At 69.7% G+C, this 23,458-nt stretch carries 12 protein-coding genes; all 12 read right to left on the bottom strand.

Annotation, left to right across the window (positions count from 1 at the left end):
* Positions 1 to 18: 18 nt before the first annotated feature.
* Positions 19 to 1,695 (bottom strand): hypothetical protein, encoded by a 1,677-nt coding sequence (locus E3U25_RS01645; RefSeq protein WP_208861568.1) that lies wholly within the window; start codon positions 1,693 to 1,695, stop codon positions 19 to 21.
* Entirely contained in the window at positions 1,695 to 9,947 is an 8,253-nt protein-coding gene (locus E3U25_RS01640) for a peptidoglycan-binding domain-containing protein (RefSeq protein ID WP_116221593.1), read from the bottom strand. The genes E3U25_RS01645 and E3U25_RS01640 overlap by 1 nt, the downstream gene beginning before the upstream one ends.
* Positions 9,944 to 11,050: a hypothetical protein gene (locus E3U25_RS01635; RefSeq protein WP_116221592.1), complete on the bottom strand. Its 1,107-nt coding sequence runs from the start codon at positions 11,048 to 11,050 to the stop codon at positions 9,944 to 9,946. Before E3U25_RS01635 ends, E3U25_RS01640 begins: the two co-directional genes overlap by 4 nt.
* Positions 11,047 to 11,508, bottom strand: a complete 462-nt coding sequence (locus E3U25_RS01630; RefSeq protein ID WP_116221591.1) for a hypothetical protein — start codon at positions 11,506 to 11,508, stop codon at positions 11,047 to 11,049. Before E3U25_RS01630 ends, E3U25_RS01635 begins: the two co-directional genes overlap by 4 nt.
* Positions 11,508 to 13,598 carry a hypothetical protein gene (locus E3U25_RS01625; RefSeq protein ID WP_116221590.1) on the bottom strand — a complete coding sequence of 697 codons (2,091 nt, stop codon included), beginning with the start codon at positions 13,596 to 13,598 and terminating at the stop codon, positions 11,508 to 11,510. Before E3U25_RS01625 ends, E3U25_RS01630 begins: the two co-directional genes overlap by 1 nt.
* Complete coding sequence (locus E3U25_RS01620; RefSeq protein ID WP_147304497.1) at positions 13,582 to 15,039, bottom strand: hypothetical protein; 1,458 nt, start codon at positions 15,037 to 15,039, stop codon at positions 13,582 to 13,584. The genes E3U25_RS01625 and E3U25_RS01620 overlap by 17 nt, the downstream gene beginning before the upstream one ends.
* Positions 15,040 to 15,131: 92 nt before the next feature.
* Positions 15,132 to 16,187 (bottom strand): AAA family ATPase, encoded by a 1,056-nt coding sequence (locus tag E3U25_RS01615; protein ID WP_116221588.1) that lies wholly within the window; start codon positions 16,185 to 16,187, stop codon positions 15,132 to 15,134.
* 19 nt (positions 16,188 to 16,206) lie between these two features.
* Positions 16,207 to 16,992 (bottom strand): hypothetical protein, encoded by a 786-nt coding sequence (locus E3U25_RS01610; protein ID WP_116221587.1) that lies wholly within the window; start codon positions 16,990 to 16,992, stop codon positions 16,207 to 16,209.
* Positions 16,989 to 19,541 carry a vWA domain-containing protein gene (locus E3U25_RS01605; protein WP_166435472.1) on the bottom strand — a complete coding sequence of 851 codons (2,553 nt, stop codon included), beginning with the start codon at positions 19,539 to 19,541 and terminating at the stop codon, positions 16,989 to 16,991. Before E3U25_RS01605 ends, E3U25_RS01610 begins: the two co-directional genes overlap by 4 nt.
* Positions 19,538 to 21,232 carry a hypothetical protein gene (locus E3U25_RS01600; RefSeq protein WP_166435471.1) on the bottom strand — a complete coding sequence of 565 codons (1,695 nt, stop codon included), beginning with the start codon at positions 21,230 to 21,232 and terminating at the stop codon, positions 19,538 to 19,540. The genes E3U25_RS01605 and E3U25_RS01600 overlap by 4 nt, the downstream gene beginning before the upstream one ends.
* Positions 21,229 to 22,224, bottom strand: coding sequence for a DUF58 domain-containing protein (locus E3U25_RS01595; protein ID WP_166435470.1), 996 nt, complete (start codon positions 22,222 to 22,224; stop codon positions 21,229 to 21,231). The genes E3U25_RS01600 and E3U25_RS01595 overlap by 4 nt, the downstream gene beginning before the upstream one ends.
* 10 nt (positions 22,225 to 22,234) lie before the next feature.
* Positions 22,235 to 23,449, bottom strand: coding sequence for an AAA family ATPase (locus E3U25_RS01590; protein WP_208861567.1), 1,215 nt, complete (start codon positions 23,447 to 23,449; stop codon positions 22,235 to 22,237).
* Between the last annotated feature and the right edge of the window lie 9 nt (positions 23,450 to 23,458).

Genomic DNA, 23,458 nt, shown 5'->3' with positions numbered 1-23,458 from the left:
GGCAGCGGGGTCATGGCGTCATTCCTCGGCCATCGCGGCAACCGCCTGGGCGCGGGCGAAAACCTGCCGCAGCCGGGCCGAGACGCGCAGGTCGGCCAGCGGTCGACCCTCGTGCAGGAAATGGCGGCGCGGCTCGTCCAGCCCACCGCCCAAGGATTCATAGCGCGCCACCAGTTCGACCCTGGGCGGGGCGAACCGCAGCCCATCGGGCGCAATCTTGCGCAGCCCGGCCCGGAAGCGTTCATCGCGGGCCTCCTCCGCGCCCGGGCAGACCGTGGCAAGGGCACAAAGATCGTCCTGCCCCAGCACATCGCCATCGGCCAGCTTCCGCGCGGTGGCGACCAGAATGCTCAGCGGTCCCTCGTCGACCAGCGCCGCCAGCCCGCGCCGACCGGTGGCGCCCAGCCAATCGAGCAGATGGCGGGCCCGGGCCTGCAATGGCGCATCGACCAGATCGGCAAGCGCGCGGATTTCCCCGACAAGCACCTCGCGCTCCTCTGGCGGGGCGAGGTCGGTCAGCAGCCGGTGCTCCAGTCCCTGCAGATAGCTCAGGGCGAATTCGGGCCGAAGACCCGGAGCCCTGCGCTCGCCCCTCAACCAGTCAAGAAAGGCTTGTCTCTGATCCGGTGGAAACGGGCTTGCGGGCGACAAGGCGAAAGGCAGTTGCGCCAGCACACCGCCATGGTCGGTTCCGGCATAGGTCCAGCGCGGCAGGTCTTGCGTGTCGCTTGCCCGCCATGCGACCGGCTGCGGGGCAGCGTGGTCATGCCACGACAAGCCCTCGGGGCGGGTCAGCGGCACCAGTTGCGGTGAAAGCCCGCCATCGCCAAGCCGGGTCCAGACCGGCTCTGGCGCCTCCTCGTCAAGCGCCTGCGCCAGCCGATGCGCCAATCGCTCCAGGGGCAGGCCCCAGCTTTCCGGACCGATGGTCAAGCGCACCGCCTGCCCGTCCAGCCCGGAATGGGCGGCCTCGACATCCAGCCGGGGCAGCGCGCCGGCCCAGCAGCCCGCCCAGAGGCGGGCAAGCTGCACGGCCCGCACCAGCGCGACAAACCGCGCCGCGAGACTGTCCGATTGCAGCTTTTCGGACTTGCTGCCGATGGTGATGGGATAGGCACCCTTCTTGTCGGACGGCATGGCGGACACGGCGTCCAGCAGCCGCTCCAGCGGGCCGTTTTCCTCCATTTGCAGCATCCAGCGGCCCGGCGCGACGCACCAGAGCCGGACCTCGCTGCGGGACGGCACCGTCATGATCTGCAGCTGACGCAGCAGCAGCGCAATGGCATCGGGAACCGTACGCGCCCCGGCACCGGAATGCACGACCCGGCGATAGTCCTCGACCTGCGCGGCGCGGCCGGTCTCTTGCGTCAAGGGCTGGAGGATGCGCCGAGGCTGCAGTCCCGCCATGGAGCGTGGCGCACCGGCCGTCAGATCCGGCAGCAGCACCGCCCGCGCGGCCAGCCAAAAACCGCGCAGCCGCACAAGACCCCCGGCCGCGGCGTCTTCGTTCGTGCAGACGAACTGGCCGGAGGCCGGATCGCAGGTCATGCCGCCGGCCAAGAGCTCGGGCGGCAGCCGGAACGCCCAGAAGCGGCCGGCCAGATGATAGCCCTCGGGATGCGCGCCATCGCCGGTGCGAAGCACGGCGGCGCCGCGCGGTTCGATCCCGACGCGGAACGCTGTCTGACCAGACATCATTCCCCCTCTCCTTTCAGGCGATACCACTGCGGCACGCTGAGAAAGCCCGTGGGTTTGCTGCCGATGCGCGACTGCCAGGCGGCGATGGCACGACGGGACGCGGGTCCGATCACCCCGTCCGCGCCCAGATCGACCCCCAGCTCGCGCCGCAATGCCAGCTGTAGCGCCACCGGATCATATTTCGGCTCGAACTGCGCGGAGACGGCCGAAGGCAGGGGCCGGCCAGACGGGGAGATATCCTTCGCCGGCCTTCGCGCAACGGCCGGCCGCTGCGAGACCCGAGGCGACTCGACCGACGCCGACGGCGGCTCGGCAGCCGAGGGAGCGACAGCCGGCGAAGGGGCGACAGCCGGCGGGGCGGCAGCCGGTGCGGTGACCGGAACCGATTGGGCTGGCGGCACAGCGGCAACGCCGCCATGCAATGCGCCGATGGCAGCAGAGACCGAGATCGACAGCAACCGATCGTCACCCAGCAGGAAGATTTCCCCGCCATCCGGCCGCGGCACCATGCCCTGCAGCCGGGCGACAGGAAAATCGGCGGCCGCAGAGTTCCGCCCGTCATCCAGGCTGATCTGCGTCCCGGTCATGGCGACCGCCAGCATACCGGCCTGCGCCGGCCCCGCCGCCAGCGCACGCGGATGGCTGCTGATGTCGACCACCGCTGTCCATGCCCGACCTGGAGCCGGGTCCTCGCATTGCAAGAGCACCTGGCGCGATGCCTCACCGCCCTCGACCATCGCCGAGACGCGGTTATCCGGCAGCATGTCGCCACGCGCGATACGATAACCCTCCGGCAAGGCCGCGGCCAGACCGGCAAGAGCCGGGCAGGCCAGCCCGTCCGCAGGCGCCGGTGCAGGAGCATCCTCGACATAATGCGCGCCCTGCCGGCCCAGCTGCACGACGCGACCGTCGAGCGCCCGCGTCAGCAAGACGTCATCGGAAGCGGAATGGATCGCAACGGGCTGCGCGGTTTCGGAATCCAGCACCAGAACACCCAGGCCGCCGGCCGCCAGCAGCCGGCCGTGCGGATCCCGCAGCGGTGCGCCCCGGACGATGAGATCCTCGAACCGGCCACCGACGATGCGGCGTTCAAGCGGGCGGCCTCCGGCCGCTTGCGCTGTTGCCAGAGCTGCGTCCTCCTGCCTCCACCAGCGCCACAGCGGATCCCTGCCCCGAACCTCGCGGCAATGGGCCGTCGCCTCGACCCCGGCGGCGCCGTCCCACCACAACGCCTTGCCCCCGGGCAACGCAAGGCACAGGCCAAGCGCATCGCTGCGCTGCGATCGGTCGCGGGTCATGGCCCGGACATCGCGAAAGGCAAGCTGCCCCGATTGCACCCGACGGGTTTCCGAAAGGCGCGGCACACCCGCCGGCGCCCGCCACCAGCCCGTTTCGGTCAGAAGCTCGGTCAGCCCGGAAAACGGGGCCGCAATGGCGCGGAAGGCGTCGAAATCGAAACGGCCCGCCGCCAGGCGCGCGGGTTCGCCTTGGAATGTGATGCGTGTCGCCTGCACATCGCCCTGCGCATCCAGGTCTTGCTCAACCCGCCACAGCGGCGGCGCATCGACCAGGATCCTCGCGCGGGCGGCACCGGCTGTCGCGGCAAACGCACCCAGGTCCTTGCTGTTATCGGCCGCGCCCTGCAACCAGGACCCGTCCTTGCAGAATAGGCGCAAAGGACGCCCGGCCTCGGCCGGCAAGCCATGCGCGCGGCCGTCCAGGATCTCGACGCGGCTGGCGGCACAGGTTGCAAGCGCATCGTCATCGGCACCGGACATGACGACCAGCCGCGCCGGATCGAGATGGCCCGGCGGCGCGTCGAAGACGCCCGCATCGGTCACCAGCTGCAGGCCCCTGTCATGCCAGGCCAGGAAACGCGGCTGGTCGAGCAGCAGGCGCCCCGCCACCCAGCCGGTCGGACGCCACTGCCCGGCCAGGTCGAGGCGATGCACCGTGACCTCGTCCCCATCGATGCCATAGCGCAGCCGGCCGGTCTCGAGCACCACGCGGCCCGAGGCACGATCCCGGACGGCAGCCGCCTGGATCGGTCCGACCGCAGCCATTGTCGCCGCATCCGCGCGCAGCACGCCCGCCGAGGTCAGCACGTAAAGGCCGGCCTCCAGTCGCGCGGTCCCGTCCAGCGGAACCGATGCCGGCTGACAGAACAGTTCCTGCGCGCCGGCGACCTGGACCTGCTTTCCGGCCAGACGCAGCACCTCGGCATCCCGCCACAGCTCGGCGCGCAGCGACCCGCAGGTCATGCCATCGGCAAGGTTGTCATGCGGCAACCGGCCCTGCAGCGGTTGCCGCAGCGGCAGCTGCGCGCCGCCTTCCAGCAGATATTCCCCCTGCACGGCCCCGTCGGATTTGCTCCAGCGCCAATATCCGGTCCGGGCGACGAATTTCGCGGCAAGACCCGACGCATCGTTGCAGGCGGTGGGCGTTGCCGTGATCGCCGTGAACGCCGCGCAGCCCGAGGCGAATTCGGCGACGATCCGGTCGGGAGACGCGGCGGGACGGCCGACCGCACGCACGGCAAGCCCCGTCGCGCGGTCGCCTGGCACGATCAGGCGCTGATTGGCATAGCCATCCGCTTGCGATGTCAGCCGACGCAGGCCAAGTCGCGTCCCCACCAGCAGGGCGGGATCCGCCGGATCGCCATGGATCGCGGTCACCTCGTCGAATGGCATGACCTCGCCCGCATTCCAGGTGAAGGGCAGCCTGGCCGGGGACTGCTGCCCGATGACGTCGACCGCAATCTCGAACCAGGCTTTGCCACGATAGCCGGCGCTGATATCCTCGACCGAGGCCAGCGCACGCGTCTCCCAGGGGCGTTCGTCAGCCTTTGGCAGCCGCCATTGCGACTGCTGCTGGTCCCAGATCCGATACCCAGTCGCATCCCGATGAAACAGCACGCGCTGCGCTGGGGCGGACCGGATGGTATCGAGTTCGCCCGCACCCGGCGCAGGACCGACCGGAGCGGCCACGCCCGCCAGACCGGCAAGCGCGGGCGCGACATGGGTGCCCGCACGGGTGATCGCCACCGCCAATTGCGGCGTCGCCGCAAAGGCCTGCAACTGGTCGATGTCGAAATCCAGCCCCTGCCGCGCCAGCCGCCAATCTTCCCCAGGCCGGGCAGGGCGCAATACGACCGCACCGTCCTGCCTGTCCCAGATGCGGCCATTCTCGGACGCAAGGGGACCGTCCCTGAAAGGCTCGGAAGCGCCCTGCCACTGGCCCTGACCGTCCTGCTGCAGCCATCCGGCGCCCGTGCGCAGCAGCAGGCGGCCATGTTCGGCCTCAAGCCGCTGGGCGCCCATGGGAAGCGACTGGGCGCCAGCCAGCTGGGCCTGCGGGATCAGCCCGACGGGGGTCAGATAGGTCACCGCTGCGTTCACCTGGGCCGCGGATTGGCGCTGGTCATGCAGAAAACCGCGTGCGGCAAGCGCCGGTGCCTTCCCGCCCGCCACGGCGATGGTCGCCGCAACCTGCTGTTGCCGGGGGTCGATGGTGAACTCCAGCGCATCGATGCGCAAGGTCCGCGGCCCCGCCCCGGCAGTCGCGGTGCCATCCGCCGCAACCAGCCCGCGCGCGCTGTCGAGGAACACGCCCTGATAGGCCGCCTGCGGCAGCGCCATGCCCTGGTCCGAGACGCGGCGCAGGCCCTCCGCGCCCTGGTGCCACAGGCCAAAGGCATTCAACCAGGCGATCTGCCCGCCCGCCAGGGCCAGGCCGCGTGCCGGATGGGCCGGCAAGAAGCGACCGTCGCGGATCGCTTGGTCGGGCGCCATCTCGATCGGTTCAGACGATGTCGCAAGACGCACCCGTCTGCCTTGGCGCTGCCAGCCGATCCAGCCCTCGTCGAAAGCCTCCAGCATTGCTGGCGTCAGCGGCGACAGGCTGATCCGATTGCGCAGCCCCGTCATCTCGGCCGCCGAAATGCGCGGCGGATTCAGATAGGACCGGCCGTCGATCTGCGCCAGCGCCCCGCGCAACTCGTCCTGCCCTTGGGAATCGTTGACCAGCGGGGTCGCCGCCACCGCCTCGGCCAAGGCGCCATCGGGGCTGAACAGCAGGCTACGCCGGTTGGTCACGACGGACAGCCCGCCCGCCTGCGCCTCCGACAAGGCGATCACATGCTCGTCCGCATCCAGGCGGCCCGGAAGGTCCTGGGCCTTGACGCAGGGCCTGATGACCGGCGGCAATTGCACGAACGGCGCCGGAGGTCCGATGAAGTCGGCCGGCAGGGGCGCAGGCGGTGGAGCCGGCACTTCGCAGCGGTCCGCCCAGATCAGGTTCAGCCGTCCGCCCCGGATTTCCTGCAACCAGCGCTGCCGGCCCTGGCCGTCACCCGGCACGGGCAGCACGGTTACCAGATCGGCCGCAAAGCGGATCAGCGGGTCCGAGCGCAGGCCACCCTGCTCGGCCGATGCGACACCGGCCTTGCTCAGCACGACATGGCCGCGCTGCGTGTAATGGGCATGCACCGCCGGATCGTCGCGGGAAGAATCCGGTTTCAGCGGCTGGAGCAGCTGGCCATCGGCAATGCCCTTCACCTCGTCTCCGACCAGCGCGGCATAACTCCTGTCGGTGCGATGCAGGAAGTCTACATTGTCCAGCACGCGGATCGCCTTGCTTCCTTCGATCCGCCACAAGGCACGGCCCGGCCCTTCCCACAGCATCGGCACACCGCCGCTGCTGAAAAGCACGGTCTCGGCGCCGGGCGCCGGCCCCTGCACCCGGCCAAGCGGGCGTCTGGCCTCGTCCAGCAACCACAGCGCGTCGCGCGTCAGCATGAGATTGACGGCCAGCAGAAAGCCGCGGACATCCGACGCCTCGATCCGCATGGGCGGGCCGGCCAGCAGCTGGCAATCCGGCGCGGCCTGGCCGCGCACCAGGCTGCAGCGCCAGGCGTTCAGAGCCTGATCGATCCGGAAAAGCTCGGTTTTCTGGGACGTGGAGGAATAGCTGTATGTCCGGTCCGTTCCCGGCAGATAGCGGGCTGAAAGCGCGGCCAGCCCTGCCTTCCCGGCGACCGAGCCATCAAGGCGATGAATGGCGACCGGGGCGGTGATCGCGCCGTCGATCAGGATCAGATCCCCGCTGCCGTCCGAGGCCAGCTGCCATCCGACATCCGGCGCCGGCAGCGCGATGTCCGCCCGCGGCGCCTCGCTGCCGGAGGCATAGATCAACAGGCGCCAGTCCGAGAGAACCGCGATGCTGCTTCCGAAGCGTGCCATGTCCCGGATCTCGGCCGGCGCGATCGGGATCACGGGCAAGACGGGACGCGCGGCGCGCGCGAAAGCGATGGTATCGCCTGCCGCGGATTGTCCCTGCCACAGGGCGCCATCGCCATCCCAAAGCGAGATCAGCGCCGGGTTGCTGCCGGGGGCAAGGTCGAACTGGGTCACCTCGCGCGGCGCACCGGCAAACGCCTGGCTGCTCCAGGTCCGCGCGGACAGGTCATAGCGCCACAAGGCATCGGGCATCAGGACATGCAGGCCGCCACCCGCCGCCGCATAGACCTTGGCGGGTCCGGACATGGCGGGACCGTCGCCCGCCGCAGGCGCCACCTCGGCGACCTGACCGCCTGCCCAGCGCCGCAGGCTGCCGTCCCCCATCAGAACCAGAACCTCCGGTGCGCCGTCGACCTGGCTGGCCTGAAGACCCGTCAGACTGACCTGCCAGTCGATGCCGACAGGCTCGGTGGCGCAGGACGGCACGTCCTGGATCGCGGCGACCGGCACCGAGAAAATGCCGTTCGGCGCCAGCCGGACCAGATGCCCGCCCAGATTCAGCAATCGGCCGTCCCCGCCTGCGCCCAGACCCTCGACCCGCAACCAGCGATGCAGGTCGGGCTGATAGATCCCGGCCTCGGTCGCGGTGCGCACCAGCAGGCGCCCCCGGTCGAGCGGCACGACATCCCTGACATCGCCTCGAGGGGCAGCCACGCCCATGTAGAGACAAGACTGGCCGGACGAGACATAGCGCCGGCCATTGCGTTCGGCCATGGCCACGGCGCCATGCGCGCCCAACCAGCCGTCGATGAACCGATCGCCGACGAAGATCGGCTTGTCGCCGGCATGGATGCCGCCGCTGTTCTTCCACAGCGGGACATCATTCGCGACGTCCAGGATCTCGGCATCCCGGCCCGGCGCCGTCCAGCTGGCGCCAAAGCGCCGTTCGCCCGGCGTATAGCTTTGCACGACCGAATCCGAGGCGAGGAAAAGCCGCCGCCCCGACGCCATGACATCCTGCACCGCGGCCGCGCCGAACCGCGCCCGGACCGGACCGCCATAGACCTGCCGCCAGCCGTCCTCGGCCGAGGAATAGACGGTTCCGTTTCGATCCAGCCCCAGCAGCCGGTCGCCGGCGATGGCAATATCGGCCAGGCCCGCGCCCCCCTCCGGCGCCGCCATCGGCCCAAGCCAGCCCCGCTGGTCCTGATTGTAAAGCCAGAGCCGGTCCCTTGCCGCGAAAAAATAGGCCGCGCCGGATGCCGCCATCGAGACCGGTCGCAGGCCTTCGGGCAAGCCGGGCCCGACCTGCGGGACGATCTGCGCATCGGGCGATGCCAGTTGCAGCAGCGTGCCATCGGCGGCGACAAGCGTCAGCCCCGCCCCGTCCGCCCGCGCCCGCGCGACGGCCCTGGCCGCGCTGCCGTGACTCTCGACCGAAAGCTGCTTGGCCGGGAAATCACCCGCGATCTTCAGGGACCGAACATCGCCAGAGCTTTGCGAGACGATCCACAGACGCCCCTGTCCCGGCACTAGCAGCGCATCCGTTACCGGCAGCGGCGGCAGCGCGGCAGCAGGGGTGAAGCTGTAGCGGCGCGCGGCGCTGTCATGCACCAGAATGCCATCCGGACCCAGCGCGACGAACAGGGATCCAACCGCCGCCGCGCGCGTGAAGCGCGCATCGGGCGGCGCGCCGGGATCCGCCTCGGCCAGCACCTGCGCCGTTTCGCCATCCAGCTTGAGCACCCGGCCGCGGTCGTCCAGCCCGAAGACCTCGGCCCCCGCGCCCGACAGGATCTGCCGCAGCGGCGCCTCCAGCGTGGTGCGGCGAGCCACCTCGCCGTCGCTGATGACAAGGAAGCTGTCCGGCAGGCCGACAAGCAGCCGGCGGCCGTCGGTCTCGGCGAAATAGGCGGTCGGTTCCTGCGCGGCCAAGGTAGTCCAGCGGCGCGCCGCCGACGCATAGACATGCACCCCCGCCGACCCGAGCGTCACCAGGTCTTCGCCCTGAAGCGCGACATGGCGCAGGCCGCTGTCGTTCAGATTCGGGTCGACCTGCAGTTCCGCATGCAGCACGGCGACCCCGCCCTCGGCGTCGATGCCCAGCAGGGAAAGGCAACCGCCCTGCCCGTCGGCACAGGCCGAGCGTCGCAACGCCAGCAGCCCGTCCGAGACACTGTCCGCCAGCGCCAGGATCTCGCCCTCGGTGCCGGCAACCAGCGTGCTGGCCGCATCGAAACCGGGCTGATCCGGCGGCAGCCGGTGCAGCCCGTCCCGGGCACCCAGCCAGAACGCACCGGCATGGAACAGCGGGCCCTGGCCGGCATCGGCAATGGCCGCACGGCGGCGCCAGACGCCGCTGCGCTGGTCGAACAGGCCAAGCCCCTTGCTTGCCGCATTGACCAGCACGAACCGGCCATCATCCGAAACCGCCCAGCCCGCGACATCCGCCTGTTCGACGGGCGTGCCATCGGCCGCGCGAAAGGCGCCGTCGCCCAGCCGCACCTGCCAGGTGCCGTCCCGCCGCTCGGCCAGGCCGCCCTGTGCGGTGACGGCATAGACGCTGGCCCCTTCCGGACAACCGGCGGCCGGGCAGTCGGCAGAGAGCAGGGCCAGATCACCGCTGAACTGGGCCGAGCGCGGCAGGCTTTCCGCGGCGAAGGTCCGCCCGGCCATGTCGAAACGGTCGACCGAACCGTCCTGCCGGCCAAGCAGAAGCTCACCGCCCACGGCAACCATGTCGCGCATGGGCGAAGCGTTGTCGCGGTAATCCGTCAGGATCCGCCGGTCCTGAACCTCGGTCACCAGCGGCGGATCCAGCCGCCCCAAGGCCGCGATCCACGAGGCCGCGGCATAGCTTCCTGCTGCGGCCACGGCGATCAGCGCCGCGCCGATCACCAGCAACGCACCGTCCAGGCGCTGCCGCGGGCGCGGGTCGGCGAAGCGGCGTTGCGCGTCCTTGATCGCCGCTTGCCGCGCGGTGGCGCGCATATCGCGCATATCGCTGCTCATTCGCTGTTCATCCTGCCGATCACCAGAGGCTGTCGGGCCATCGCGATGGCGGCCACCTCTCCCAGCGGCCGATCCATGTCCACGCCCGCCAAGAGCCCGGCAAGCCAGACGGGGCGGGCGCGGGCGAGCTGTGCGCGCTCACAGACCGCTGCCCAGAACTCGAAGTCGATCATGCCCTCGGCCTGGGCCAGGTCCTCGCGCGGGATGTCCGGGCGATAGCGTTGCAGCGCCCATTGCGTGAACCAGGCCGAGGCAGCGTCGGGCTGTGACAGGACCGCGCGACGCACGACACCCAAGGTCGACAGCGCCAGGTCGGCCGGTGCCCGGCCCGGCGCCGACAGACCGCTTGCGGCATCGGGAATGGCCTCGTCCGGGATCATCGTCATGGCCTCGACATTGCCTGCGGTCTCATCGCCCCAGATCCGGCGCAGATCGGATCGCAGAGCGGCCGCCTTGTCAGGCTCCAGCAGCGCGGCCAGCAAATGCTGCTCGGCGCAGCGCGTCTGGACCGGCGGCGCATTGGCGCGCAGATAGGCAAGGCCGATGGTCATGCGGCACAGCATCGTCACATCCGTCGCCCGCCCCGCCTCGATGGCCGCCTTGGCCTGGGCCTCGGCCTGCCGCAATTCGCTGTCGATGACCGCGACCAGCAGCCCCTCATGCCCGCGCTTCCAGCCCAGGATCTGCTGAAATCCGATCAGCGCACGTGTCCAGTTGTGGCGCAGCCCATAGCGCAGGGCCGCCACCTGCAGGCGTCGCAGCGGCGTGCCGAAACCCAGGAACTCGGTCAGCGCCAGCAACAGCAGCACCGCGACAGGACCGAACCACAGCAAGGACCAATACCCCGACCGCAGCCACAGCCAGGACCATAGCGGCAACCAGATCCGGTCATGCGCTGCATAAAGCAGATATCCGATGCCGGCAGGCCGCAACCATTCCGTGGCCACGATCCAGCCCAGCAGGACGAGACCTCCAAGGACAGCCGCGACCGCCATCCGCCGCCGCATCCATGGCCGCCGGCGCAGGGGCGGTTCCCGGCCGATATCCAGCACGGTCGAGCGGCCCGGCCGCCTGTCCTGCGGTTGCGACGGGACGGCGGTCATGGCCCGGCTCCGCTCGCCGGAAGGCGCGGACCGATGAAATCGGGCGTGACAGAAGGCTGCAGCACCGGGCCGCGCAGGTTGGACAGCTGAAGGCTGATCCAGGGCCAGTAATGCACCAGCAGCAGGATCAGACCGGCCACGACCAGCAGCAAAAGCAGCCACCAGCGGACCCGGCGCCAGAAGCGCAGCAGATGCAGGCCCAGGATCCGCCGCCGCAGGCGCGCCTTGCGGCGCAGCACCGCAGTCTGGAAGCCCCGGCGCGCTTGCTGCATTCCGGACAGGGTCGCGGCCCAGCGTCGCCTTGCGAAATCCAGCCCCTGCCGGTCGCTCAGCCGCGCGCGAAGCGCCTCGGCCCAGCCGCGCAACCTGTCGGACCGGGCCAGCGTGTCATCGACGCCTTCAAGCGACACATGCGCAGCCTGCAACAGGGTGGCCAGCCGATGCGAGGGATCCTGCATCAGTCCAGCTCCAGCCTGTCGCGCAATGCGCCGATGCGATCCTTCATCGCGGCGATCTCGGTCTCGGCATCGCGCATGATGCGGTCGCCCGCGGCCATCTCGGCGCCATACTGCTGGAAGAACGCCAGGCGGGCTGCGGCCATCTCCGGCAGTTCCTCGGCCATCGCGACCATCTCCTGGTCCAGCCCGCCCAGCGCCGTGCCCAGACCGTTGAGCGAGCCGGTGACCTGCGCCAGCCTGCCCTGCGCCATGTCGATGAAGCGCCGCGCCGTGTCCAGTTGCGCCTGCAGACCCCTGACCTCATCCGCCACGGCATCGGACAGGCGATCGAGGCAATGGATCAGCTCGACCTGGGCCTGCTGCCATTCCAGGCGCAGCCCCTCCACCTCGCCCGACATGGTCTTGCGCAGGTCGCGGGCAAGCTGGCCGGCATAAAGCGTTTCGGCCAGTTCGCGCAGTTCCTCCGGATCGGCCACGCGCGGAGAGCTGGCAAGGATATGCTCGTTGATCCAGCGCAGGCTGAGCTTCAGCGGCGCGAACCGCGCCAGGTCCAGCAGCTCCACCCCGATTTCGTCGCGGCCAGCGGCCAGATGGCTGAACACGAAAGCCGGCTGCGCCTGGCTGTCGTCCAGAACCGCCGAGGCGTCGGCGAACAGATTGCCCAGCACCAGACGCAATGTGCCCGAAACCGAACTGCCGAAACTGTCGATATAGGGCAGGATCCGCTGGCCATGCGGCACGAACACCATCGGCTCGTCCGGATCCGAAGCGCGCGCCTCTTCGGCATGCGGGTCAAGCCAGAATGTGATCGGAGTGTCACCCGACACGGCCCGCCAGTAGAATTCGGGCAGCACCCCTTCGAACTGCACCAGGTCGGGATCGTAAAGCACGAAATGCGCGGGCTCCGCCCGATCCGCGGCATGGCTGGCGGCATATCGCAGCCCGGCATTCTCGCGCAGCGCGCGCGGCATACGGCGCAGCCCATCCACCAGCGCAGGCAATTGCGCGTCGCTGAACCGCAGCAGGCGCAGCTGCGGGCCCCCGAGGGCCTGGATCAGCGCGATCCGCGCCTCGCGCTCGTCGATTTCCGCACGAAGCTTCTCGACATCCTCCTCGCTGCGAGAAAGGTCGCGGATCACGTCCAGGCTGATCCGGTAGCCCAGCGGGAAACTGCGGTCATTCAGCCGCCGGTTCAGATCCTGCTGCGCCTCGGCATCGGGGCGCAGGTGCAGCACCTGCATCCGCAGCGCAGGGCCGGTTTCGTCGGGCAGATCGGCGCCGGTGATCGTCCTTGCCAGCGCCTCGACGGGGGTCATTTCCGCGGACGCTTCCCCGGAAAGCACCAGGACGCGGCATTCGTCGTTGAAGCCCGGCACGAAATGCAGCTCGTCGTCACGCTGCAACAGCCCGGCATCCGCCAGGCCGTTCAGCAGTTCCGAGACGGCCACCCGGTCCTGCACCGCGAAGGCCCGGCCTTCGGGCAGCCACAGCGACATGGCGGCAAGCCCATGATGGCGCAGCAAGGTCACGCCCGCAGGCAGGCCGCCGGCGCGCAATCCAACAAGGGTGGCGCCGCGGGCGGGGTCGTCGTCAAACTCGAGGACCGTGGCCGCGGCTCCGTCCGTCATGAAACGCACGTCCCGCGAACGGCGGGCAATGGCACTGAATACGGCGGCGCGGGCGTCTTCGTCCGACTCGACAACGGCACGGATGGCGCCGGGCGCGGCGTCGTCCTGCTGATCCGCCGCGGTCCCGGTGACACGCGACCACAGGAAGGCCAGGATGCCTTCGGTCAGGGACGGCTCGCCCTGCAGATCGCGGCTTTGCGTCGGCAGGCGCTCCAGCTCCGACGCCAGCCGTCCAGCGGCTTCGAACGCCTGTGCCAGGCGGCCGAACAACGGGGCCGCGTCGCCCGGCGCCACGTCGATCCGTTTCGGCAAGAGCGCCAGCAAGCTGCCGCCCGGGTCCAGCCGCAGCCGCAGATCCATCTGCGCGGCCAGCGCAAGATGCGGCGCAAGTGCCAGCAGGAACGGCTCGACGGCCTGCGCCCGCAGGCGCGGCAGGACCAATGTATCACGCTTCAGCGACATCAAGGGCCTCCAGCGTCACGTCCATCATCCACAACACGAGTGCGCCCATGAACTCGGCCAGCGCCTCGGCGCGCGGTTCATCCGACGGCTGCGGCAGAGTCAGGTGCAATTCCTTGCCGCCATCGGCAAAGCCCGACAGCTCGGGCGCCTGTGCCCCGGCGCCGCCGCGCCATGTCAGGCAGGCCATATGTGCCCTGCCGCCCAGGGCGCGACCGAGAGTCGCGGACATTTCCGCGCGCAGCTCGCTCCAATCCGTTTGCCACGTTGCCGGCCGGCAGAGCAGCACCATGCGCCGCCCGTAATCGGCAGCCAGGCCCGCAGGATCGCGCCGGCGCGCCGCAGCCAAGGGCGCAAGCCCCGCCCGCCACAGGCGCAGCACGGCGGCTGCTTCTGCGCTGGCCGGGTCCGTCCCCGGCGCCGGCGAGGCTGTGCGCCCGGGCAGGACGACAAAGCCCGGCAACAGGCGCGAGCGCATCAGCATGTCCGCCCGCACCCGCCCATCGATCAGCAGCGGCGGCAGCTTGCCCAGCCCCGGCTCGGGAAGCTGGCAGTCCAGCACCGTGGCGTCGCAGCCCTGCTGCGACCAGACCAGATCGGAATTCGCCAGCCCCATCTGCGAAAGCGCCACCCGCAGCCGGATCGCGGCATCCGCCCAGGCGGCCTTGACCAGCAGGCCCATGCCGTCATCGCGGTCCGCCCCCTGCAGCGCAACCGCCAGCAGGTCGCGACGAGGGTCGCGGCGCGGCGGGCGATGCCGCACCAGCAGGCCTTCGTGCAGCAGCTTGTTGGCCAGCAGCATCCGGGGCTGGATCATCTCGCTGAACAGGCCGTCCGGCAGATCCTCGAGGCTGCGGGACTGGCGGATACCGGCCACGCCGCCCTCTTTCGGTCGTATGCCAGCCCGGCGATGGGCCGACACCTGCCTGGCCCTGCGGCGCGGCCGTTCATGCTGGCGCGTCAGATCGAAGCGGGGCGGATGCAGGAAGATCAGCGCCGCCAGCGCCGGATCGCATTCCCCAGACGCCGCAGCGGCGCTTGTCCGCGCCCTGGCTGTCGCCAGCCGGTGCGCTTCCTGCAGCAGGTCCAGCGCGGCATGCACCCAGAAGGGTTTCCCCATCACCTCGGGGTCGGCCAGCGCGGCCTGGGTCGCCAGTTCCAACGAGGCTTGCGCCTTCTGAAACGCCTCGGGCTCGACCGGTTCGACGCCATGGCCGACCAGCGGCAAAAGCCCGGCGCGCCTTGCCGCATGGCGCAGGACCGGTTCGGCCACGATCAGCGGAAAGCGCAGCCTCGCGTTCAACATCACGGACTGGCCGCCGACGGCACCGGAAATTCCCAACGATTTCGCCATGCAGCCAAAGGCCCGTCCCCAGAACGGGTCCAGCAGCGGTTGCCGCGACGCAAGAAACCGCTCCAGCATGCTGGCCAACGCCCCGGACAAGGGAACATGCCTTTGGGCGAAAGCATCGCGCAAGCGCATGGCTCCCGTGCCGAGCGGGCCGGATTCGCCGGAGATGATCAGCCGCGGTTCACTCATGCAAGCAAGAGTTCCTGCCGCATCTTCGAGAGCGCACCCGGATCACCCTGGTCCAGCCCATAGGTCAGGATGACGCCCAGATCGCGCGGCAGCACCTCGGCCTCGGCCGCTTTCGCCTGCGCGCTGCGCAAAAGCGCCTCGGCCAGGACTATGGCCGAGAACTTGACCAGGCGCCGGTTCGACATCTCGGACAATTCCCTGGACCGGACCATCGCGACCATGGCGGCAAGCTGCGGCAGGGCCTTGCCCAAGGGATCGACCACCAGCTTGCCCTCGGTCGTCATGGTCTCGATCGTGTCCCGATAGGTTTGCAGAGTGCCGGGCAGGTCCTTGAAATGGCCTTGCCCGGCATCGGCGTGGCTGTGCGTTTCCGTCCAGGCGGCCGAAAGCAGCCTCGAGAGGGCGTCGTGCCCGGCCGGAGCATTCTCCATCCGGCAGCGCAGCAGAAAGCGGTCATAGACCGCGCCCAGCCCCTCTTCCCGCGGCGCATGGTTGGTCGCGCCGAACAGCATCTTCAGCGGCGTCGGATAGACCACGCCCCTGTCATGGAACTTGCGTTCGTTCATGAAGGTCAGCAAGGCGTTGAGGATCGCGGAGGAGGCGTTGAACACCTCGTCCAGAAACACCACCTCGGCGCGCTGCATCTGTCCGATGACGTTGCGCTCCAGTCGCGGGTCTTTCGGGTCCATCAGCTTGGACAGATCGAAATAGCCGAAAAGCTCGGACGGCTCGGTGAATTGCGTCAGCAGGTATTCGAAATAGCGCTCGTCCTTCCGGGTGGCGCCGGCAAGGGTTGCCGTGTCCTGTTGGCGCGGGTCGTGGTCCAGCACGCCGATCAGGCTGCAGAATGCGCGGATCAGGCGTGACTTGGCCGTGCCGGGCGGGCCGATCATCACCATGGCCTCGCCCGTCATGGCGGACAGCATCATGCAGCGGACGGCTTCTTCCATGCCGTAGAAACGGCCGATCAGCGCCTTTTCCAGGTCGAGCACCCGGTCCAGCATCGCCCGGTTGCTTTTATAGATCGCCGTGACGGCTGCTGGGGTGAACATGAGGAAGGCTCCGGCTTGATCAGGGGGCAAGGTCGAGGATGCTGGGCCAATAGGCGGGCAGACCGGCCGCGACGGCCGCGGCCGCGTCGAACCCGGCCTCGGGGGCCCAGACGACCCAGGGCAGGCCGGCCAGATCCGGCGGCGCCGCCCATCCGGGGGCCTTGCCCATCAGGCGCAGCAACCATTGGTCCCAGGGCCGGCAGGGCTCGGCCAATTCGGCCACCGCCGCCCTCAGCAAGGCATGGCCGGCATTGGGGGCGAACAGGTGCCCGGGCTGCGAGACGATCAGCAGGCCCAGCCCCGCCGGCGAAAAATCCGGATGCGGTGGCGGGCCGGGATGGAACAGCACATGCTGGCACAGAAAGGTCCGGCAGACCTCTCCGAGTTCGTGCAGGAAGACCGGATCGGCGAAGGCCTGCCGCAGCACCACCCGCAACAGGATCTCGGGACCGAAGTCAGGCCCCGGCACGGCAACCGACGCCAAGGATTGCGGCTTGCGCAACAGCAAACGAACCGCCTCTGGTCCAGGCTGCATCACGGAAACAGGCGGCTGTTTCCCCGCACGCCGCAGCCGCCACCGCCGCCTGGCCGGAGGCGGCCGGACCAGGGCTTCGACATCCTGCGCCGTCAAGGCCACCGGCGCCTGGTTGGCAAGCAATGCGCGAAGATTGGCCAGAACCCCGCGTTGCAGCGCCTGCGCCAGCGCAGCCATCTCGGGCGCGCGAAACCCGCGCAGGCCCTCGGCCGCCAGATTGCCGTCGAAAAGCCGGTTGGGGTGGAAGACGCGCGGAAGAACGGATCTCATCGCGAATTCAGGTTTCGGGACCAGACGCCCGCGGCAAGAAAGGCAAAAGCGAGCGACAGGAACACATGGGCAAGAATAACGACCTCGTGAATACTCCTTGAGGGGTAAGCGGAAATTTGCCGCTCCGCAAGCGAAATTCCGCCGGTTTTCTGCTCGGCTGCGCGCAGGATTTCGGCATTCACGCCGAAATCGAGGCGTTCCGCCCGCAGCCCGGAAAGGGCGGTGGCGGGCGGGAAATCCACCGGGATGCGCTGGATGTTCGCCCCCTCCTGCAGGACCAGCAGCGCGCGTTGAAACCCGCCGGCCGCAGGTGCCGGGACGCCGCCGACAAAGGCCCCCTGCCGCCGATCGAACTGCAGGGAGATGCCGTTCGACGCGCCATTCGACCAGGTCAGGCTGGCCGACAGGGCGCCCTGATGGATCACCCCCGCCGCGCTGGTCGGGGTCACGCGCAGCATATAGCGGTCGCCGTCGTCAAGCAGTTGCACCAGGTAACGGTCCTGATCGGGCCAGCCCAGCAGGCGCTCCAGCATGGCCTCGGTCGCCGGCAGGGCAGACTGCCCCCATTGCGCGTCCATGGGCCCAAGGAACACCCCCGCGACGACGCCCGGCCGACGGGCATCCCGGCGCCAGGCAAACAGCGGATCGGGCGGCGGAAGGGCGTGCAGCCACTCGACCCGCGCATCGCTGCGCGGATAGGTGATGGCCATCCCGTTCACGCCCAGCCCGGGATCGGGAAGTCCGTCCCCGCCGACGGACAGCGGGGTGAACAGGCCGTCCCGGTAATATTCCTTGCGCTCCTCGGGCTGAAAATAGCGGAACGGGATATTGTCGGCGCTTCCGTCCTCACCCAGCAGAATCTCTTCGCCCCAGGCGCTGACATCCATCGGAAACCGCGAATCCGACACCGAGATCGCGGTGGTGAAGCATTGCGGCGCGGATTTCGGCGGCTCGAACTCGGCGTCCGAAATGAAGAAGAAGGCGCAATAGTTCGACACGAAGCGGGCCGAGGATTGCAAGGTCGTCTCTGGCGCCGTGCCGCCGCCGGCAGAAAGCCCGTCGGTATATCGGCGGGCGGCCTCCAGCGTCTTTTGCGTGGCCGCGCTTTTCTGGAATGGCCTGTGCGCATCACTGGAAAACGGCAATATCGCGATGCTGTCCTGCGGCCGCAATTGCGCCAGGATGGCGCGAATGGCGCTTTGTGCCGATCCGAGGCGGCGCCCGCCCATCGAGCCGGACACGTCCACCATGACGACGATGTCGCGCGGCGGCGGCTCTTGCACGAACAGGCGCGGATCGGAATCGACCGGCAGGATGGGGCCCAGGACCGAGCGGTTCCAGGCAGAGATCACCTGCTCGTCCGTCACGCTGCCCCGCAACCCGCCGTTGACGATCATCAGTCCGGTCCCGTCCGCCGCCGCCAGCAATTCGTCGACATGGCCGGGCGGAAAGTCCTGCGGCTCGAGCCCGTCGATCACCACCAGATCATAGTCAGCGGGCGGCAGCGGCGTGGCAGGGCTGGCCCGTTCGACCCGCCAGCGCGCTTCGGGCAGCGCATCCGCCCAGGGCGCCGGACCATAGATCAGCAGGCGCGCCGGACCGCGGACCAGGGTGAAAAGATTGCGCTGCTGCCGCACGCTTGCCATGTCGAAGCCAAGTTGCAGCCCCTGCAAACCCCGCCGATCGAAAACGGTGGTCAGCCGCAAGGGCCGAAGCGTGTCGCCGCCTGCCACCTCCAGCGTATCGCTGCGTTCCTTTTGCGTGACCACCAGGCTGCCGGCGCCCAGAGTCGTGCCGCGCAGCACCGCCTCCTGTCCGATGCGGTGCTCCGGGCCGAGGTTGGCCGCCACCAGCCCGGACGCAGGCGTCGACGCGCCCGCCGCGATGACGTCCACCGGAACCCCCAGGGCCCGGAATTCTGCCCATAGCGCGTCATCCGGAGCCTCACTGGCCAGCCCGTCGCTCAGCAGGATGACCCTGCCTTGCCCGTCGCCGCCCCGCAAGGCGGCAAGGCCGTCCAGCAGCCCGGCCCGCAGGTTGCTGGCGTCTTCGGCCCGGTCCACCCGGTAGCTCCGCAACGTGTCGGCCAGATGGGCCGCCGTGCTTTCGCCGCCAAGCCCGCCGCTGGCCCTGCCAAAGCCGCGCAATTCTCCGCGCCACCCGGCCGCCTGACCGTCCGGCATCGAGGCAAGGAACGCCTCGATCCGGTCGGCTGCCAGGTTCAAGGCGCCGCGCGCCCGGGCCGGGTCGCGCCAGAAGCTTTCCGACTGGTCCAGCAGGACGACGATCTTGCCGCCCTGGGCGCGGTCGAGAGAGCGCCGCAACTCCGGGCGTTCGGTGGCGACCGCCAGCAGGATGAAGCCAAGGGCGAACAGCGCCGCGGTCAGGATGCGCAGCGGCAGGGGCCGTTTCCGCGCCCGCAGCGCCAAAAGCAGGCTTGCCGCGATGCCCGCGATTGCGGCCGCATAGGCCCAGGGCGCGGCGGATGCGGCGGGGCAGGCAAGCTGCCAGGCGCCAAGCGTGATGCCGTCGATCAAGCGACAGATCATGACACGGCCTCGGATCGACGGGCCAGCCGCAGAAGCCTTTCCGCCAAGAGCGCCAGCAGCGAAGCCAGGACGAGCCAGGGCCAGAACGGAGCGCCGGTGCTGACCCGCGACAGCTGCGCCAGGCGATGCAGATCGGCGGGCGGGCCCAGCGGGCGCCCGGTCATGCTTTCGCGCCAGGCATTGGCGACGATGCCACCCCGGCCGTCGCGCCATTCCAGCGCCTGCTGCTGCGCTTCGGGCATCGCCAGATCCGCCAATGCCGAAAAGAACAGCGTCAGCGACAGGCTGCGGGCAGGATCGGGCAGGCCCGGGACCGGCGCTGGCACGATCAGGCCTTTCGGCTGTTCACGGCGCGCGACCAGCACACCGCCCGCATCATCGACCAGGGCCGGCGCAAAGCCGGGCGGAAGCGGGCCGGGCCAGGCGGCAGGCATCGCTGCCTCGAGCGCGTCGAAACTGACCAGGGAAAGCAGCGCCGCGTCCTCGATGAACGGGCCGATATGGCCTGGCTGGCGACCGAGGCCGAAGCCGGGATAGGTCAGCAGCACGGGCCGCGCCAAGGCATCCGCGGGCAGTCCATCGCCCTCGGCGACCAGCAGATCGCCGGGGCCGCCCTGCGCCAGGCCCGCGGGACGGGCCAAGGCATCCGCGGGCAGTCCATCGCCCTCGGCGACCAGCAGATCGCCGGGGCCGCCCTGCGCCAGGCCCGCGGGACGGGCCAGGTCGGAAAGGCGCCAATCGACCGCGAGGCTCGCCGGCCGTTGCAGCCGGGCCACGACCTTGTCGTCGCCGTCATAGCCATCGGCGGCCGCAAGCCGCGCCGCATATTCCCCGGGGCCGGCATAGGCCGCCGTTGCGAACCATCGCCCCTCGGCTTCCGGCATCGGATGGATCGACAATTGCTGCTGGCCCGACGGACCGTCAAGAACAAGCGCGTCTGGAAGATCCTGGCCGGACACCACACCCTCGACGCGGATCTCGGAGGTCGTCTGGCCGAAGGCCGATTGCATCACCTGCAACTGCCGGATCCCGGCATTGCCGACGGGGGCGCCGACCTGATCCCAGATCACGTCCACGCCCTCGCCCGCCGTCATGGCGACCGGAGGCATGTCGGTCAGCACCAGAACATGCGTCAGCACGCAATCCACCTGCGGCAGCATGGCGGCGGCGACAAGGCTGCCGACCTCGGCGCCCTCGTGGCGCAGGCCACCCGCAAGCGGCGCGGGCAGATCACCGGCAAGCGGCAGGGCCTGCACGGCTCCGGGCTCGGCCCCAACGGCCACCAGTTCCAGACAGGCCGATTTCGGGCCAGCCCCGGCAACCTGGCGCCGCGCCTCGTCCAGCCGGGCGAGCGCCTGCGCCAGACGCGTCGCGCCGGCATCCCGGACACCCATCGAGGCCGACAGGTCCAGCACCACCCGCAGCCCCAGATGCCGGGGCCGGGATGACTGGTATTCGCGCCGCCCATCCAGCAGCGCCCAGATGGCCAGCGCCGCCGCCACAAGCAGACAGGCCAGCGCCCAGCCATCGCGGGGCCAGGTCAAGGCGAAGCGCGCCCGCGACGGCGCCATCGGCAATTGCGGGACGAAACGCGCGAAGGAAACCGCCATGCTGCGCGGCCTCGGCCGTTGCATGTGCCAGCCAAGGATCGCCAGCCCCGCAAGCGCGATGATTGCAGCCGCCCAGATCACGCGATGCCTCCCAAGGACAGGCCCGCCAGCATCGGCAGGCCGGGAAAGGTCCGGGAGAAATGCGATTTCAGCATCTCGGCGCCCGAAAGACCGGGCTCGGGCCAAGTCACCGGCTCGAGCGGCCAGTCCAGCCCGCCGGCATGGATCGCATGACGCGACATGGCCAGATGTCCCGCAACCGCGTCCGCTGCTGCCGCAAGCACGCTTTCGTCAAACTGCTGCGTTCCCGCGTCAATGGCATGTCCGGGGCGGATCAGCCTGAATTCCCGCTCCCGGCGCAAAAGGGCGGTCTCATGCTGCAGGCTGTCCAGTTGCAGCACCGAAAGCGACCGCCTCTGCCTCTGTGCCGCGCGGGCAAACTGCATGAAGCGGTGCTCGGGATCGTCGAAAAGCATGTCCGAGATCACCACGACCGCCCCCGCCGGCCGCAACCGTCGGACCACCCCGGCGAGATCCGCGAAATCGGGTTGCGCCGCAACGCTGGCCCGGGAATCTGCGGATCGGGCATCCCCGTCCTGCCAGATTGCATCGGCCCAATGGCGCGCCTGGATCTGCCCGCTGCCACCGCGCAAACGGGCGATCGCCGGCGCCGCGCCGGAAAACAGCCGGGCCAGTACCACCTCGTCCCCCTGACCAAGGGCCAAGGTCGCAAGCGCCCGCACCGCCCACAGCGCGTAAAGCAGCTTCGGCATCGCCTCGGGCAGCCGCATGTCGGGACGGTTGTCCAGGACGATGACAAGGGTCAGCTGCTGTTCCGCCTCGAAGCTGCGCACCAGCAGGTCAGACCGGCGCGGCAGGCGCGACGAGGCGCGCCAATCGACCGTGCGGATATCGTCTCCGCGCTGATAGGGGCGATATTCCCGGAACTCGAGGCTGTGGCCCTGGCGCCGCCTGACATGCACGCCCAGGCCCGCGGCGGGCACGGTCTGCCGCATCCGCAGCACGGCGCGGCCAAGCGCGGCCAGCGGGATCGGGGGATCGGTGACCGACATCGCCCTTGACCTAAAGCCGGATGTCCTTGCGGGCCCGATCGAGGAAATTCGCGAAATCCTCGACATAGCGGCCCGCGGCGGGACCGTCGGGGGCGCAGGCGACCGCAAGCTCGCGGATGAAATCGTCCAGGGCAGCCGCCTCGGCATGCGGCGTCGCCATGGCCGCATAGTCATGCGAGATCCTGATGCGATGCCGCAGGACCGGCACGAGGATCTCGGCCAGCGCGCGCGGCGTCTGCGCCGTGGTGGCATGGCCCGCCTGCGCCGGCTCTACCAGCACCGCGGCGGCCCATCCCACGGCGGCCCGCGCCAGGGCCATGCCCGCCCGCGGTCCCAGCGGATAGGTCACGCGGCGCTCGACCAGCTCGCGCAGCCGGGACACCCGCGCCGGGCCAATGCCGCGCAGCTGGTCGAAATGCCGGTTGCTGGCCTGCACCAGGTTGTTGATGTGATCCAGCACCAGGGGCGAAAGGCCGACCGAAAGCACGGATTGCGCGATTTCGTGCAGCCGCGCGCCGGCTGCGGCGACCTGAACCGGATCCTCCGCCGTTCCCTGCCGTTGCTGCGCTGCATCCAGAGGCTTCAGCGCCTTGGCGATGATCCTGCCCATGACCTCGGCCCCGGGCATGGACAGGTTGATCTTGAACATGAAACGATCGGACTGCGCTTCGGGCAGGGCATAGGTGCCCTCCTGGTCGATGGGGTTCTGCGTGGCCATGACCATGAACGGCGTGCGATAGCTCTGGCGGCCCGCTTCGCGCCAATGCCGCAGCGGATAGGTCTTGCCCAGCACGGTCACCTGGTATTCGGCCATCGCCTCCAGCATCGCGGATTGCGTCTTGGGCGTGGCACGGTTGATCTCATCCGCAAGCAGCAGGCTGCAGAACACCGGACCGGGGCTGAAGGCCAGCCTGCCCGAACCGTCATCGGCGGGCATTTGCGTGCCGGTGATGTCGGCGGGCATCAGATCCGGGGTGAACTGCACCCGCCCGACCGCCTGTCTCCCCAGCCCCAGGGCCGAGGACAGCGCGCGCACCAGAGCCGTCTTGCCAAGGCCGGGGTTGCCCTCCAGCAGGACATGCCCTTCGGTCAGCAGCGCCACCACAAGCGCGTTCACCACATCAGCCATGCCATGCATGTCCAACGCCTCGACCGCGGCCGGGATGCCGCGGAGATAGGCGATATGGCCGGCCTCAAGCGACGAAGGGTCAATGATCTGGTCCATGGGCATCGC

Source organism: Paracoccus versutus (assembly GCF_029909795.1).
In the GTDB taxonomy this organism is placed as follows: Bacteria; Pseudomonadota; Alphaproteobacteria; order Rhodobacterales; family Rhodobacteraceae; genus Paracoccus; species Paracoccus versutus.
This window is presented reverse-complemented; position numbering and strand designations above follow the sequence as displayed.